The sequence below is a fragment of the Neorhizobium sp. USDA 3394 genome (genome assembly GCF_056280385.1).
Genome location: NZ_JBWCDU010000002.1, coordinates 1433608 through 1449245, shown reverse-complemented (window position 1 = coordinate 1449245; position 15638 = coordinate 1433608). Strand labels below are relative to the sequence as shown.

At 61.1% G+C, this 15638-nt stretch carries 14 protein-coding genes and 2 pseudogenes; 6 read left to right on the top strand and 10 right to left on the bottom strand.

The annotated features are described in order from the left end of the window. Positions 1-263: 263 nt before the first annotated feature. Positions 264-1196, bottom strand: a complete 933-nt coding sequence (locus ACZ9EJ_RS28490; RefSeq protein WP_046627472.1) for a 2-hydroxyacid dehydrogenase — start codon at positions 1194-1196, stop codon at positions 264-266. A gap of 140 nt (positions 1197-1336) precedes the next feature. On the opposite strand from ACZ9EJ_RS28490, the gene ACZ9EJ_RS28485 reads away from it, so the two are divergent. Further along, positions 1337-2254: a LysR family transcriptional regulator gene (locus ACZ9EJ_RS28485; RefSeq protein ID WP_046627470.1), complete on the top strand. Its 918-nt coding sequence runs from the start codon at positions 1337-1339 to the stop codon at positions 2252-2254. A gap of 96 nt (positions 2255-2350) precedes the next feature. Here the strand turns inward: ACZ9EJ_RS28485 and ACZ9EJ_RS28480 are convergent, their stop codons facing one another. The 5 genes from ACZ9EJ_RS28480 to ACZ9EJ_RS28460 are packed head-to-tail and all read right to left on the bottom strand — an operon-like array spanning position 2351 to position 8566. Continuing rightward, positions 2351-3163, bottom strand: coding sequence for a creatininase family protein (locus ACZ9EJ_RS28480; protein ID WP_046627469.1), 813 nt, complete (start codon positions 3161-3163; stop codon positions 2351-2353). A 10-nt stretch (positions 3164-3173) separates the two neighbouring features. Beyond that, positions 3174-4142, bottom strand: coding sequence for an ABC transporter ATP-binding protein (locus tag ACZ9EJ_RS28475; protein ID WP_046627467.1), 969 nt, complete (start codon positions 4140-4142; stop codon positions 3174-3176). Continuing rightward, positions 4139-6064, bottom strand: coding sequence for a dipeptide/oligopeptide/nickel ABC transporter permease/ATP-binding protein (locus ACZ9EJ_RS28470; protein WP_046627465.1), 1926 nt, complete (start codon positions 6062-6064; stop codon positions 4139-4141). Before ACZ9EJ_RS28470 ends, ACZ9EJ_RS28475 begins: the two co-directional genes overlap by 4 nt. Further along, positions 6061-7014: an ABC transporter permease gene (locus ACZ9EJ_RS28465; RefSeq protein ID WP_046627462.1), complete on the bottom strand. Its 954-nt coding sequence runs from the start codon at positions 7012-7014 to the stop codon at positions 6061-6063. Before ACZ9EJ_RS28465 ends, ACZ9EJ_RS28470 begins: the two co-directional genes overlap by 4 nt. A gap of 10 nt (positions 7015-7024) precedes the next feature. Beyond that, on the bottom strand, positions 7025-8566 hold the full coding sequence (locus tag ACZ9EJ_RS28460) for an ABC transporter substrate-binding protein (protein WP_052764562.1): 1542 nt from the start codon (positions 8564-8566) through the stop codon (positions 7025-7027). Positions 8567-8847: 281 nt separating this feature from the next. Between ACZ9EJ_RS28460 and ACZ9EJ_RS28455 the strand changes: the two are divergent. Next, a pseudogene (locus tag ACZ9EJ_RS28455) lies at positions 8848-9027 on the top strand (class II aldolase/adducin family protein); the annotation flags it as partial. A 9-nt stretch (positions 9028-9036) separates the two neighbouring features. Here ACZ9EJ_RS28455 and ACZ9EJ_RS28450 read toward each other — a convergent pair. Beyond that, positions 9037-9957, bottom strand: a complete 921-nt coding sequence (locus tag ACZ9EJ_RS28450) for a LysR family transcriptional regulator (RefSeq protein WP_046627457.1) — start codon at positions 9955-9957, stop codon at positions 9037-9039. A gap of 96 nt (positions 9958-10053) precedes the next feature. Here ACZ9EJ_RS28450 and ACZ9EJ_RS28445 point away from each other — a divergent pair, with 96 nt between their 5' ends. From ACZ9EJ_RS28445 to ACZ9EJ_RS28435, 3 genes and pseudogenes are all read left to right on the top strand, one after another. Next, positions 10054-10845, top strand: coding sequence for an SDR family NAD(P)-dependent oxidoreductase (locus tag ACZ9EJ_RS28445; protein ID WP_046627455.1), 792 nt, complete (start codon positions 10054-10056; stop codon positions 10843-10845). 14 nt (positions 10846-10859) lie between these two features. Continuing rightward, the gene (locus ACZ9EJ_RS28440) at positions 10860-11162 is read left to right on the top strand and encodes a putative quinol monooxygenase (protein WP_046627454.1); all 303 of its coding nucleotides are present in this window, start codon (positions 10860-10862) and stop codon (positions 11160-11162) included. Positions 11163-11219: 57 nt separating this feature from the next. After that, positions 11220-12063 (top strand): annotated as a pseudogene (locus ACZ9EJ_RS28435) (type 1 glutamine amidotransferase domain-containing protein). Positions 12064-12257: 194 nt separating this feature from the next. Here ACZ9EJ_RS28435 and ACZ9EJ_RS28430 read toward each other — a convergent pair. Together ACZ9EJ_RS28430 and ACZ9EJ_RS28425 are read right to left on the bottom strand one after the other, a co-directional pair. After that, a complete protein-coding gene (locus tag ACZ9EJ_RS28430; protein WP_046627450.1) occupies positions 12258-12959 on the bottom strand; it encodes an anti-sigma factor in 702 nt (233 codons plus the stop codon). Then, positions 12956-13507: a sigma-70 family RNA polymerase sigma factor gene (locus ACZ9EJ_RS28425; RefSeq protein WP_046639863.1), complete on the bottom strand. Its 552-nt coding sequence runs from the start codon at positions 13505-13507 to the stop codon at positions 12956-12958. The genes ACZ9EJ_RS28430 and ACZ9EJ_RS28425 overlap by 4 nt, the downstream gene beginning before the upstream one ends. A gap of 194 nt (positions 13508-13701) precedes the next feature. Here ACZ9EJ_RS28425 and ACZ9EJ_RS28420 point away from each other — a divergent pair, with 194 nt between their 5' ends. Continuing rightward, entirely contained in the window at positions 13702-14490 is a 789-nt protein-coding gene (locus ACZ9EJ_RS28420; RefSeq protein WP_046639864.1) for a DUF4394 domain-containing protein, read from the top strand. Positions 14491-14914: 424 nt separating this feature from the next. On the opposite strand, the gene ACZ9EJ_RS28415 is transcribed toward ACZ9EJ_RS28420, so the two are convergent. After that, entirely contained in the window at positions 14915-15622 is a 708-nt protein-coding gene (locus ACZ9EJ_RS28415) for a GntR family transcriptional regulator (RefSeq protein WP_046627741.1), read from the bottom strand. Positions 15623-15638: the final 16 nt, after the last annotated feature.

Below are 15638 nucleotides of genomic sequence, written 5' to 3'. Positions count from 1 at the left end.
CTTCGCCCGGCCTGTCCGTCTTGGCGAAGCTGGTGGGCGTTTCAAACGATCCACTGCCCCACGATGCAACGATCTGCGGCCGGCATTGTCCAATCGAATTTTCTTAAGTCCAACATCAGAAAAATTTTGGAGAAAATTGCCTGATTTTTTAGCCGATTGCCGAACTAAGCGACTGAATTGTGATGATTCTTTGAACTGAGACCTCCAGCCGTCACGATGGCGGCCAGAAGGTCAGGGAAGATCTGAAAATGAAATCTATGGGGTTAGTAGCCGCGTTTGGCATCCGCGAGATCGGCGACCGTTCCGGTCTCCTGGAAGGTCCTGATGTTCTTGGCGACGATCTTGCTGCCCGTCGGTGCGTCGATCAGTGACGCCACGTGCGGCGTGACCGTGATCTTCGGGTTGGTCCAGAACGGATGCGTCTTGGGCAGCGGTTCGACATGGAAGACATCGAGCGTCGCGCTGCTGATCTGGCCCGAATTCAGCGCCTCGACGAGATCGCTGTCCACCAAGTGCGGACCACGAGCCGCGTTGACGATACTGGCGCCACGCTTCAGCCGGTTGAAGGTGTCGGCATTGAGAATGCCGCGCGTGCTTTCGGTCAAGGGCAGCAGGCAGACCAGGATTTCCGTGCCCTCGAGAAAGGCTCCGAAACCCTCGGTGCCGGAAAAGCATTGTATGCCCGGCAGGTCCTTCTGAGATCGCGACCAGCCGCGGACCTCGAAGCCGATCTGCTTCAGGAGATCGGCTGCGACGGCGCCGAGATTGCCCAGCCCCATCACGCCGATGCGGCGCTGGGTGGCGGGTGGTACGACGATCTGCTCCCAGAGCTGTCGCGCCTGATTCGCCTGGATGGCCGGAAGTTCGCGGTGGTGGCGCAGGACATGCAGAGCCACGTATTCCTTCATCCGCTGCGTCAGGTCGGTGCCGACGGTGCGGATGATCGGCACATGTGTCGGCAACTGCTCGTCGGCCAGGACGTGGTCGATGCCTGCCCCCAGCGAGACGATGGCCTTCAGGTTCCGGAATGGCTTCATGGAACCGGTTGCTGGACGCCAGAGCACGGAATAGGTGACCGCATCAGGATCCGGCACCTTGTCGATCGGGTAGACGTTCCAGTCCGGCATCAGATCGCGCAGCATCTGGCACCACCACTCGGTCTTGTCTGCGGCGGGCAGCGAAACGACAATGTTCATGGAGCATCCTCATTGGCTCATGCGTCACGGTGTGCCTCCATTCACCGCAGGAGAGGCGCGCAGGTCAAAGCAAAAATTCCTGTCTCTTTCATAGAAAATCTTTATGTAGATTTTTGATCGCATTGATCTAGGCTCTGATCATGAATTTCAAACAGCTGGAAGCCTTTTACTGGCTCACTCGTCTCAAGAGCTATCAGCGCGTTGCCGATCATATCGGTTTAACGCAACCGGCTGTTTCAGCGCGGATATCCGGGCTGGAAGACAGTCTGGGCATCCCGCTTGTCGATCGTGCCCAATCCGACTTCACTCTGACTGAACAGGGGTACGAAGTCGCCGAATATGCCGAGACCTTTCTCAATCTCAGTGAGACGTTGACAAGCCGTCTGAAGTCGAAGCAAAAAAGACGTTATACGATCGGCGTGGTTTCCATGGTCACCCAGACCTGGGCGGTCACCTTGCGCCACAAGATTGCCGCCCTGCCGGACCCGCCGCTGGTCGATTTCTATTCCGGCTCGAATCTCGATCTGCGACCCATGGTAAAGTCCGGCGCGCTGGACATGGCGTTCGTCACCGGAGAAGCCGGGCTACCGCAGATCGTGGACAGCTTTTCGGTCCAGTATCATGTCGGTTGGGTGGCTCGGCCGGATGTGGTCGGCGAGATCAACCGCCCTCTGACACCGGATGAACTGCGCGAGTTGCCGCTGGTACTCTACCCGCATACATCGCCGCTGTTCGGGCCTGTTGCCGACCTGATCGAAGAGACGAAACGCCGCCCCAATTCCCGCCACACCGGCAATTCGCTGGCCACCATCTGCGAGATGGTCAGGGCCGGCTATGGCGCCTCGGCAATGCCTCTGGTGTCGCTGGAGCCGGAAATCGCCACCGGAATGCTGGTCGAGATCCCGACCACGGTCCAGCTTGCCCCTCTCGATATCCGCTGCGTTCACCAGAACAGGGCGCGCAAGGCGCAGACCGAGCAGATATTTCAGCTGGCCCGACAGGCGGCCGAGGAATGGGTGGCAGCCCATCCGCGTTATGTCAGCTTTCGCAAGACCTGAGTTCCCAACGGATCGCTTCGGGAATCCCCGGGGCATGCCGCGGATGTTCTTCCGGAATGCGGCACCGAACGGCACCGCATTCCAGACGGTAAGTGATCAGGCGGCAAAGCGCTTGGAGACGTGGTCGCGGATGAAGCCGGCGCCGATCTTGACCAGGCGCTCGGTCAGTGCTGCCCCCGTTTCGGCCGTGCAATAGGCCGGATCGCCGCCCCATACGCCATGGGGCGCAGTTTCCATGGCCTCGATCGGTGCCTGCAGGCGGGCACCGGCATATTTCAGCGCGGCAAAACCCGCGACATCCACGCCCATCGCCTTCCGGCCCTTCGGTGGCGCCTTGGCGAGATCCATGCGCAGGATTTCGGGGTAATAATGCAGGCCGACCGATGTCAGCGGATCGCCGCCGTGACCGGAGGACTTTGCAGCTGCTTCCGGCCCAAGGATCTCCTTCAGCAGTTCATAGCTGATCTGCCACAGATACATCGAAGCCACGAACATGCCGTTGGCCTGGCGCCATTTCAGGGAAACCTCATTGATCGCGCTGACGTTGCCGCCATGGCCGTTGATGACCAGAACCTTGGTCAGGCCGTGGCGGGCCAGGCTGGCAAACATGTCGTTCAGGAGGGCGACGAGCGTCGACTGGCTGAGCGCGATGCCGCCATGCGAGGAGCCGAAATAGTCGGCGCCGCCAAAGGGGATCACGGGGGCAATGAAGGTGGGGACGCCTTCGGCACGCGCGGCGCGGGCAATGTCGAGCGCAACGGCTTCAGCCGCGAGATAGTCGCCCATCGGCGCATGAGTGCCCTGGTCTTCCAGCGAGCCCATCGGCAAAAGGATGACAGCGTCGTCGTTGAGGAACTGGCGGGCTTCTTCGCTGGTCAGTTCGGCGATCTTGATTTTTTCAGTCAGCATGTTGATTTCCTTACAGGATGTCGGTTCTAAGACAGGCCGACTGATGCTGATCGCCAACCGTTTGCAACGGTGGGACGGTTTCGGCACAGGCGGGCTGGGCATAGGGGCAGCGGCTGCGGAAGATGCAGCCTGAGGGCAGGGCGAGTGGCGAAGGGATCTCGCCGGTCAGGCGGATACGGCGGTTTTCGCGGTGCAGGCTGGGCTCGGCCGAGACAAGCGCCGCCGTATAGGGATGTTTGGGTGAGAAATGCACCCGATCAGCGGGGCCGACCTCCATGACGCGGCCGAGATAGAGAACCATCACCCGGTCGGAAATGTAGCGTACCACCGAAAGGTCGTGGCTGATAAACAGCAGCGAGACGCCGGTCTTGGCGCGCAGGTCGGCCAGAAGGTTCAGAACCTGCGCCTGGATGGAGACGTCAAGTGCCGACACGGCCTCATCGCAAACGATGAAGCTCGGCTCGACGGCAAGCGCCCGGGCGATGCCGATGCGCTGTCGCTGGCCGCCGGAAAATTCGTGTGGGCGCCGGTCGAGAAAGCTCGGGTCCAGCCCGACGAGGGTGACGAGCTCGATCAGGCGCGGTCCGCGGGCAGCACCCTGGTGTAGCCCATGGGCGTCGAGCGCTTCCGACAGCACCGCGCGGATGGTCTTGCGCGGGTCGAGGCTGGCATAGGGGTCCTGGAAGATGATCTGCATCTCCTTGCGCAGGATGCGCATCCGAGCCGGCGAGATGCTGTTCAGATCCTGCCCGCCAAAACGCATCACGTCGCTCTGGGAGTCGATCAGGCGAAGGATGGCGCGGCCGATCGTACTTTTTCCGGAGCCGCTTTCGCCGACGAGGCCAAGCACTTCGCCCGGTGCGACGCTGAAGCTGACATCGTGCAGCACTTTCAGCGACCGCTTGGAGAAAAGGCCGCTTCGTCCGATCGAATAGCTTTTCTCGAGGTTCTGGACGTCGAGAAGGGGTGCGGCTGTCATGCGGCCTCCGTCTGGTGGTTCATCAGGCCGGCCGGGGCTTCCGGCGCCCGCAGACAGCGCACGGCGCGCCCCCCATCGGCGCTCGGATAGAGGGCCGGCCGGATTTCGGCGCAGGCGTGCACCGCGATCGGACAGCGGTCACGGAAGGTGCAGCCGGAAGGGCGGGCCGACGGCAGCGGCGGCGTGCCGGAAATTGCCGGAAGCCGGTCGCCGCCGGCGGAGTGCAGCCCTTCATGCGAGGACGGCATGCTTTCGATGAGCGCGCGTGTATAGGGATGATGCGGATCGCGCAGGATCTGGTCGGCGGGACCTTCCTCGACGATCTGGCCCGAATACATCACCGCCACGCGGTCGGCGATATCGGCAACGACGCCGAGATTGTGACTGATGAACAGCAGGCTGAGGCCGGTTCCCTGGTCCTGGCGCAGGGTTTGCAGCAGTTGTATGATCTCGGCCTGGATCGTCACGTCGAGCGCGGTGGTCGGTTCGTCGGCGATCAGCAGTCGCGGTTCGCAGCTGAGCGCCATGCCAATCATGACGCGCTGGCGCATGCCGCCCGACATCTGGTCCGGGTAGCTGTCGATCCGCTGCTCGGCGTCATTCATGCCGACACGTTTTAACAGCTGGACGGCATGGGCGCGGGCGTCGGATTTCGACATCGGCCGATGCGCCTGAATGGCCTCGATCATCTGGTCGCTGATCTTGTGGATCGGATTGAGCGAGGTCATCGGTTCCTGGAAGATCATGGCGATGTCGTTGCCGCGGATGTCTTCGAGCGTCCGCGCATCCAGAAAGCCGAGGTCGACGACTTCCCCGGTCTTGCGCCGCAATTGCAAGGTGCCGGAGGCCTGCCGGATAGCACCGGGCAGGAGGCCCATCAGCGCCAGGGACGAGAGCGATTTACCCGATCCGCTTTCGCCGACAAGTGCTGTGCACTGGTTGGCGCGCAGGGTAAGCGACACGTCTTCGATAACGGCGGCAGATGTTCCGAAGCGGGCGGTCTCGAGCCGCAGTTTGTTGATGACGGCAACCACGTCAGGGTCCTTGATGGCCGGTGCGTCGGCCAAGGCCAGCGGCTTGGACACTTCATCCATGCCGCTGCCGGAAGCGCCCTTCGGATCCAGCGTGTCGCGCAGGCGGTCGCAGAAGAAGTTGATCGCGTAGATCGTCAGTACCAGGGCGGCGCACGGGATCATGATGCCGAGCGGGTCCTGGTTCATGAACTGCCGCGCGCCGCGGATCATCTGTCCCCAGGAGGGTGCCGGCGGTACGACGCCGAGGCCGAGGAAGGACAAACCACTTTCGATGGTGATCGCCGCCGCGGCCGTCAGCGAATACTGCACCGACAACGGTCCGGCGATATTCGGCAGGATGGTGCCGAGCACGATGCGGCGCGACGGCGTGCCGAGCGCGCGGGACGCTTCGACGAAATCGAGCGAGGTGACGCGCAACGCTTCGGAAAAGGTGATGCGCGCAAAGGTCGGGAAATAGAGGACGGAAAGCACGGCCACCAGCGTGCCTGCCCCCGGTCCGAACAGGGTGACGACCAGCAGCGCCAGCAGGATGGGCGGAAAACAGAGGACGATGTCGGATAACCGGCTCGTTATGAATTCCGAAGGGCCGCGGAAATAGGCGCCGATCAGACCGAAAAACGTGCCGATGATGCAGGCGATGGTGGTCGCGACGAAGGCTACGGTCAGCGATACCTGTCCGCCATGAAGTACCCGGGCCAGCCTGTCGCGACCGAATTCGTCGCGTCCCAGCCAGTGTTGCAGGTCCGGCGCCGCCAGCCGGTAGCGGACGGCGATCTTGATCGGGTCTTCAGCGGTGATCAGCGGGGCGGAAAAGGGGATGATGATCAGTGCTGCCAGCAGGACGCTTGGCAGGAACATGCGCTTGGGAAAGTTACGGGCTGACATCATTGCAGGCGGATCCTCGGATCTAGCAGCGATGACAGGATATCGATCACCAGATTGATACCGATGAAGATGGTGGAGACGGTCAGGATGACGGCGCGAACCGTCGGGTAATCCCGCTGTTCGACCGCCGAGACCAGCAGGCCACTGAGGCCCGGCCAGTTGTAGATGAACTCGACGAGAACGGTGGAGCCGAGAAGGATGCCGAGCTGCAGGCCAACCACGGTGATGATCGGGCCGAGCGCGTTGTAGAGGATGTGCCGGCGGACCACGCGCTTGCGGCGAAGGCCCTTGGCAACGGCGGTGCGCACCCAGTCGTGGCCGCGCATTTCGAGAACGCTGGCCCGCGTCATGCGAAACACGATCGTGGCCAGGTGCAGGCCGACGGTCAGCGAGGGCAGGATCAGCATCTGCAGATGTTGAGCGGGATTGGTCGCGAAGGCGACATAACCGCCGGCCGGCAGCCAGCCCAGGATCTGCGCGAAGAAGTAGATGAACAGGGTGCCGAGCACGAAACCCGGCACGGAGGTCAAGAGCGCGTTGATGGCAGACGTGGCAATGTCGAACTTGCCGCCGGCCCGCAATCCCGCCGCTGTGCCTGCCGGAATTGCCAGCAGCAGCGCAAAAATCGTACCGGCGACGATGATTTCCAGCGTGCGTGGCAGGCGCAGTGCGATGACGGACGAGATCGAGCCGTTATCGACGATCGATGTGCCGAAATCCAGCCGTGCCGTGTTGTAGAGGAAGGTTACGTATTGAGTAAGGACGGGCTGGTCGAGCCCCATATTGGCCCGCAGGTTGGCAATGGCCTCTGCGGAAGCGGAGCCGCCGCCCGTCGACAGCAGGAGTTCGGCCGGGTCGCCCGGTACAATGATGAGAAGCGAGAAGATGATCGTGCCGATAACCAGCAGCATGGCAGCAGCTGCTGCCATGCGACGAGAGATGAAGGCCAGCATGCAGCGCTCCTTATGCGAATTTGGTCTCGTCGAGCGCGTAGCCTGATGAACCGCTGAGGAAGCCGGGCAACTGTTCGAACCCTTCGACCGACTGCTTCATCGCATAGGCCTGGATGCGCCAGTTGAGCGGAACTTGCGGCACTTCCTCGTAATAGGCGACGACCAGTTGCTGGTAGATCGCCTTGCGCTTGTCCGGATCGACCTGGTTGCGGCCCTGTTCGAGCAGGCCGTCGATGCGGGCGCTCTTGAAGCCGAAGGACTGCAGGTAGGACGGATTGCCGGAATAGAGCAGCGACCAGAGCGCATCCGGATCATTGTAGTTGCCCGACGTGCCGTGGACGGCGATGTCGTATTTGCCTTCCTTGCCCGCCGTGACGCGTGTGCCCCAGTCGGGAAGATGGAGCGTCGCATTGATGCCGATGGCGCCAAGATAGGCCTGAACAACGGAAGCAGTGTCCTGATGCATGCCGTAGGTTGCGGTGGCCAGCAGGCGGCATTCGAAGCCGTTGGCATAACCGGCCTCGGCGAGCAGTGCCTTGGCTTTCTCGACGTCGTATTTCCATTCATGGGCCGGATCGGCCAGATCGAATTTGGACCCTCGCGGGTTGGGGAGGCCGTAAAGCGGTTCGCCACGGCCGGCAAAGGCGGCATCGACGACATCCTGCCGTTCGATCGCATAGCCGACTGCCTGGCGCACCTTTGGATTGGCGAACGGGCCGCTGGTGACGTTGAACAGCAGGAACATGAACGGTCCCATCGTGGTCTTCATCTTCAGCGCCTTGGAAGCTTCGACCGCGTCGAACTGGGTCCAGGGAAGATATTCGATGAGGTCGACATCGCCTGCTTCGAGTGCCGCATAACGCAGGTTTTCGTCGGCATAGGCGACGAAGCGGATGCCGTCGACCTTCGGCTGATCCACCTGATAGAAGTCCTTGAAGCGGGCAACCTCGATATAGACGTTCTTTTCGCTGCCCTTCAGCGTGAACGGACCGGCGCCGATGATCGCGCTGTCGGTGCTCTTCTTCGAAATGACCGGGCAGCAATAGCTGGCCATCAGGTCGAGGAAAATCGCGCTCGGCGCTTTCAGCTTGATATGCACCGTCTTGTCATTGACGGCCTCGACGGCGGCGATGATCTTCAGGTCGCTCTTCAGGTAGGCAGTGGAGCCATCCTTGGTGATTTCGTTGAGCGAGTAGGCGACGTCGGCGGCGGTGACCGGGCTGCCGTCATGGAAGACGGCGTTCTGACGCAGTTTGAAGACGGCGGTCGTCGGGTCGCTCCACTCGACGCTTTCGGCGAGTTCCGTGACCAGCTTGCCGGTCGCGTCGTAACCCATCAGGCCGCGATACAGCATCAGCTTGACGGTATTGGCGGCACCGCCGGTATTGTCGAAAGGTTTGATCGTCGGCGGGAAGGTGGACAGGCCGAATTTCAGCACCGAGGTGCGCGCCTGTGCGAAGGTGACCTGCGGCAAGGTGAGCGCGACAACACCTGTGCCGAGGCTGATCAATACTTTGCGTCTGGTGGGGTTCAGGCAATCGGAAGGTGTCACAGCTACCTCGAATTTGTTGGGAGGGAAAGTGCGGCTTCGGTCTGTTCCATCAGTCCAGCTTCCTTGCCGTCAGCTGTCCAATCGAAAATATTTTGATGGAATATAGATTTCTTTGCCGGCCAAGGCGGTGAGGGGTGTGCCGTTTAATTTGGCGATTGATTCATATGCATAAATCGTAGCCATGATGGAGTGGCCGGCAATCATAAACCGACGACAAGCTTTTTGCGCGATCACCGATTTTGTTTGATCCGGCTGGAGCCGGCGGCATTTTCCATTGGGGCCTCAGCATGGTGGAAGGCGAGCCAGTGGTCTGGGCAGGCCAGACGGCACTCAAGTTCTATGGCCGCGTCGCGGTCGATCAGAACTACAACGGTCTTGCTCTGGACGAACGCGAAGGCGACAGGATCGCCTCCGTCCTCAGGGACAGGGACATCCTGTTCATGAGAAACCATGGCGTCATTCCGTCTGGGTCAGGACGTCGCTTTCAATAGGGGCGTTTCACCCAGTGTTATGACCATGTGCTCGATGAAGGCGCGCACGCGGTGGGGCAGGGGGCCGCCACCGACGTAGACGGCATGCACCAGTTCAAGATCGCCTGGATTGAAGTCTTCGAGCAACGGGATCAGCCGTCCCGCCGCAATCTCGTCTGCGACGTGAAACAGCCCCACCCGGGCAATGCCGGCGCCGGCCAGCGCCATTTGCTTCATCGTCTCGCCGTTGTTGACGACGATGCTGCCCTTGACGGGTTGCGCGATATCCCGACCGTCGTTGCGAAACGGCCAGGACGGCCTTGCGCGCCGGAAATTGAATGTCAGGCAGTCGTGATGCTCAAGATCCGCCGGAGTTTGCGGCGACCCCTGGCGCGCAAGGTAGCCGGGGGCTGCACAGACCACCCGCCGGCTCTGTCCCAGCTTGCGGGCGATCAACCCGCTGTCCGGCAGGTTGCCCATGCGGATGGCGACGTCGGTCTTTTCCGCGACCAGATCGACAATGCCGTCGGTGAAGCTGAGATCGACGATCAGATTGGGATTGCGCGCAATAAAATCCGGAATGGCCGGTGCGACGAACATCGTCCCGAACGGTATCGTCGTATTGATCCGCAGCCGCCCGCGAACCGCTCCTCCCGCAGCCTCCTGATCCGCATCATTCAAGTCCTGCAGGATCCTCAGGGCCGCATGGTGATAGGCCTCGCCCTCTTCCGTCAGCGTCAGAGCGCGGGTTGTCCGCACCAGAAGACGTGTGCCGAGCCTGGCTTCCAGACGTGCGATCAGTTTGCTGACCGCCGAGGGGGTGATGTCGAGATTACGGGCGGCGGCAGAGAAGCCACCGTCTTGTACAACGCGTGCAAACACTTCCATCTCACCGGAGCGCTCCATCAGGATAGGGGGCATTGATGATCCTCATTCACAGGTGCATGTCCTCTGTGGGCAATAGTGCCTTGTGCTCCTACATCATAAATTGTCTCCAGCAACAATCTGGAGATAGACATGGATCTGCAACTCAAAGGCAAAACCGCCCTTGTTACCGGCGCCACCGCTGGCATTGGGCTCGAAATCGCCCGCACGCTCGCCGTGGAAGGCGCGCGTGTCATCATCACGGGACGCGACCGCGCCAAGCTCGACAGCGCGCTCTCTGCCGTCAAGGCATCCGGCGGATCGGACATAACGGGCATTCTGGCGGACGCCGCCGGGGCCGAGGGCGCCGGGGTCATCGCCAGGGCCGAAGCTTCAGTCGATATCCTCGTCAACAATCTCGGCATCTACGAGAGCAAGGCCTTCGGCGAAATATCGGACGCCGGCTGGAGCCACCTGTTCGATGTCAACGTCATGAGCGGCGTGCGCCTGTCACGGACCTATCTTCCCGGCATGCTGGAACGCAACTGGGGCCGGATCATCTTCATATCCAGCGAGTCGGGCCTGGCCATTCCCCACGATATGATTCACTACGCGACCACCAAGACGGCGCAGCTTTCGGTCTCTCGTGGACTGGCGCAATTGACCCGCGGCACCAATGTCACGGTCAATTCCGTGCTGCCGGGCCCGACCCGTTCGGACGGTATCGAAGGCTTCCTGCGCAGCCAGGCAAGCGATCCGTCAGCGCCGATCAAGCAGATCGAGGCCGAATTCTTCGCCACAGCCCGCTCTGCTTCGATCCTCCAGCGCATGGTCGAAGCGGAAGAGGTGGCAAACCTCGTTGCCTATCTCGCCAGCCCTCGCTCATCCGCCACGAACGGCGCAGCCCTTCGTGCCGAAGGCGGTCTCGTCAACACCATCGCCTGAGAAAGGCTTCCCCCATGTCAAATACGCCTTTGACCATCATCGCCATCACCACCGCCAAGCCCGGCAAGGAAGCGGCCCTTGGTGCCGCACAGGAAAAGCTGGTTGCGGAGACCTTGGTGGAAGACGGTTGCCTTCGTTACGAGTTGCACCAGTCGCTCGATGATGGGCGCGTCCGCATCTTCGTCGAGACCTGGCACAGCGAGGCGCAGTGGCGCGCACATATGGAGGGTGCCGCCATGCAGCGCTTTCAGGCGAGCGGCGTGGGCGACTATTTCGCCGACTTCGCACTGCATCGTCTCACCAAGGTGGTCGGCTGACCGAGCCGCGACCCGTCGCTTCCAAGACTAACATTCATCCATTTTGGAGATAAATCCATGAAACTTCCGCGCAGCCTTGCCATCTCTCTTGCACTCGCCGCCAGCACCTTAAGCGCCCACGCCGGAGACGTGCTGATCGTCCTGTCCGGTTCCGACCACCTCGATCTGAAGGACGGCAAGGTGTTCAAAACCGGATTTTACCTCAACGAATTGATGCAGCCGGTAAAGGCGCTGCGTGACGCCGGCCATGAGATCACCTTCGCCACGCCGGAAGGAACCGTGCCTTCCGTCGATGCGACCTCTATTGACAAGATGTATTTTGGCGGTGACGAGGCGGCGATGAACGCTGCCGAAGCACAGCTGTCGGAGCTGAGCCTGATGTCGAGCGAGAAGTCGCCGGTCATCAGCCTCGCTCGCGTCGAGCAGATCGGCTACGACCATTATGACGCCGTCTACGTTCCGGGTGGGCATGCGCCCATGCAGGATCTTTTGGTGAGTTCCGAACTCGGAAATCTGCTCCGCTATTTTCATGAAAACGGCAAGACGACCGCGCTGGCCTGCCATGGTCCCATCGCGTTACTCTCTACTTTGCCGGATGCACGTGGGTTCGTTACGCAGTTCGAGACGAGCGGAACCGCAAAGGCACAAACGGACTGGATCTATGCCGGCTACAAGCTCACGGCCTTCAGCAACCAGGAAGAGGAAGTGGCCAAGGGACTGCTGGGTGGCGGCGAGATGAAATTCTATCCGCAAGATGCGCTCACACGGGCGGGCGGTCAATTCAGTCAGGCTGACGCAGCTTTCTCCGCACATGTCGTGACTGATCGGGAACTGATCACCGGTCAGAACCCCGCTTCCGCCCCGGCCCGTGGCCCAAGAGCTACTGGACCGATTGAAGTAGTATCTGTCGAAGTCGCTCACTGGGAGAACGTCGGCTTCGCGTCTTCAAGTCGGCACGGACGCCGATGTCGAGCGGGCTTTAAAGCAGACAGCGTCTTGGCGAGGTCTACGCCGACTTCGTGCCGATTTCAGTCACCGACACGTGTTCACGAAATGCAGACCGGTTCCAACGTCCACAATACAGCCGCTCGCCGTTCATCGCGGTAACTTGGCCAGGCCCTTGGCAAGGATCGGCCCGGTTGGGCGCCCCGTAGGCGAACCACCGGCCTGTTCCAACGTGATCTCGTAAAGTTGCCCGTTGCGTGGCAAGGGCAGGCTCGGTCGATCGAGACGCGCAGAGCGGATCCCGTCGATCAGGCCCAGCGAGACAGGTCCCATATCCCGGGAAGGCAGCGTCCAGACCTGGATCGTCTTGTCGTCTGGGACGTCGAAGTCGGCGAGCATTTTAATGACGGCCTGCTGGCTGCCGAAGTCCTCGATCACCGCCCGCACCTCGCCGGCTTCATCGACCAGGACAGCGACCACAACCGGTTCCGTCGTCCGCATCAGGCTGAAGGCAAGACCGACGGCCAGTATAACCGTGGCCGCGATTGCCGAGATCGCGGTGAGCCGCCACCCGGCGCGATTGTCGTTCAGGCCAGGAGGTGGGGACGGCTGAGCCGGTTTCACCTGCGGCTGAAGACTTGCTTCGATACGAGACCAGAGGCTGTCGTTCACCGCGGCCGGCTCGATACTCATATCAAGTGGCAGGAAGCGGTCCCGGCTCGCGGCAACCGCGGCCATCAATTCCTTGTCCTCTTCCATGTCAGCTTCGAGTTGCGCGGCTTCGCCATGATCTAGCAACCCCAGCACGTACTCGTCCGCGATTGCGGGAATGTCCTTGCGGTCGGAGATCATGCCATGCACTCCCTCAGCGAGGCGAGCCCACGCCTGATCCAGGATTTCGCCGTTCCGAGTGGAATTTGCAACCGCCCGGCGATCTCGCCATGGGAGTAGCCACCGACATAAGCCATCAGGATACCGCGTCGCCGGATCTCGTCCAGAGCACCAAGGCACTCACGAAGGCGGGAATTGCGGTCGAGCCTGTGCCACGCGGCCATCACCTCGTCGGCCTGGTCGCGTTCCTGCAGTGCCTCAACCTCCTCGACGGTATGTTCCCGTCCGCTGTCTCGCAACAGGTTGAGCGCCCTGTTTCGGACGATCGCATAGATCCAGCCGCGGGCGGAACCGCGATTGGGCTGATATTGATGCGCATGGGTCCAGATGCGGATGAACGCTTCCTGTACGACCTCTTCTGCAAGATCCCGCCGTCGCACGATCCGTTGAGCGACGGCCACCAAGTGTGCGGCCTCGCACTCGAAGATGGCGCGCAAGGCCATCTGATCCCCCCGGGCACAGGCAACAAGCGCTTTGTCGAGATCATCCGACACTGGGCTTATCAACATCCACTAACCTCTTCCTCATCGCTCGCCGGCCAGCATGCGGCTCCAGCTATACCCGATAGAACACAATTTGGATGCATGATGAAATTTTTCAGGTGCCTGCATCCAAGCGCCAGTTCTCCCGTGTCTCCCTTTCAGGAAGCATCGAAAGCCGAGTGGCTGGTGTCTTCCACAACGGATCAACACGGGAGAAAGACATGAAGACCATTCGTTTCGCTCTGATAGCCTCCTCAGCCTTTGCAGCAACGGTTTCGGCGGCATCCGCTGCCTCGGTCGTCGGCCTCACAGGCGACAAGACGCTGGTGATGTTCGATACGGCGAAGCCTGCCGTCACCAAGACGATGGAGGTCACCGGCGTCGACAAACTCGTCGGCATCGACTTCCGTCCCGGTAACAAGACCGTGATCGGCGTAACCCCGGATCACCGCATCGTCACGATCAACCTCAAGACCGGCGCAGCCACCGAAGTTGCGAAGATGGACAAGATGTTGACCACTACCCAGACGCCCGTCCTGGTCGATTTTAACCCGATGGCGGACCGTCTACGGTTTATGACTGGCACCACCAATCATCGCGTCCATCCCGACACTGGGGCAGTCACCGTCGATGGTGCGCTCGCCTTCGAAGATGGCGATATGCACAAGGGCGAGGTCCCCAATATCGTCGCGGCGGCCTATACAAATTCCATTGGCAAGCCGGAAAAGACTGCGATGTACAATATTGATGCCACCATCGGTGCGCTTATCCAGCAGACAAGGCCCAATGACGGCACGCTGAAGGCAATCGGCAAGCTAGGCATCAAGGACAGCCCGGCCACCTACGCGTTCGACATTCAGGGCGAGGATAGTGGCAAGAACACCGCCTATCTCGCGGCTGGCAAGATGCTCTACACTGTTAACCTCGAAAGCGGCACCGCGACCGAAGTGGGCCCGATCTCCGGCCTGGACAACGAAGTGCGGGATATCGCCATTCTTCCGGCGATGTAAATCCGATCCCGAGCCTGTTCGGCTATTTGAATTAATTAGCAAGAAAGTCGGCCCCGATTGGCGGCTTGACGATATGCTACCATTCTTGCAGCAGCTAGGCGCCTCCATCTCGGGCATAAGGTCTACCCGGCGGCGTCGCTAAAGCGGACAGGGCAGGGTGATGTCAGGTTAATCGGCAGGGATGGGCAATCGGCCGGCATGGAGCGGTCATGCGGCTATCCCTGCCACGCTTCTCCGATGTGCGATCGCCCGAGGCGATGCAAGTGGACGACGATAGCGGTCTTATTCAGGGGAGTTAGGACGAACAGATTCCGGACCGCAGAGAAGACGCTGACGAACCGTTGCAGCGCACCTGGCAAGCGAAATTGCTGCATCACCCGCTCCCGTTTCCGCAGCGGCAAGTGCTGATTACCCCGCCGGAACGTTATTGGGAGAGGTTGAGGCGAGGGGGAAGCGACGAAATAAAGTCGGTCAGCTGGTCGCCCAAAAGCTGGACGTGGTCGCTTGCCGCCTTCTGCGCGGCGTCGGGATCGCCCGCATCGATCGAATCCATGATCCGCACATGCTCGGCCAGCGTTCCCAGCATTCGCCCCGGCTGATAGGTGGCGCGCAGCCTGTAGGCGCCGATCCGACGGCGGAGCTGGATAGTTTGTTCGGCGATGAAATGGGTATGCGCTGCCTCATAGAGCAGATCGTGGAACTGCTGATTGATCTTGTAGAAGTTCACCGGATCGCCGGCTTCGTACGCCTTGACGAGTTCCTCATGGACCGCGCGCATGGCGGCCCGCTCAGTCGGCGTCGCGCGGCGCGCTGCAAGCTTGGCGCATAGTCCCTCAAGAGAGGCCATGACATCGAACATCTCGATGATCGCGGGTATCGACAACAGGGCGACATGTGTGCCCTGGCGCCCACGTGTTTCGATCAGGCCGATGGCGAGCAGCGATTTGATCGCTTCGCGGACCGGAGTTCGCGAAAGCCCGAACCGGCGCGACAATTCCATCTCGTCCAGCCGCTCGCCGGGCGCCAGACGGCCGTCCAGGATCATCTCCTCGAGATGATCACGCAACTCGTCCGATCGTGTCGCTTGGCGTGTCGCGACGACATTGGATATGCGAACCGCATCTTGGTTCAATTCGAATGCTCCTCTG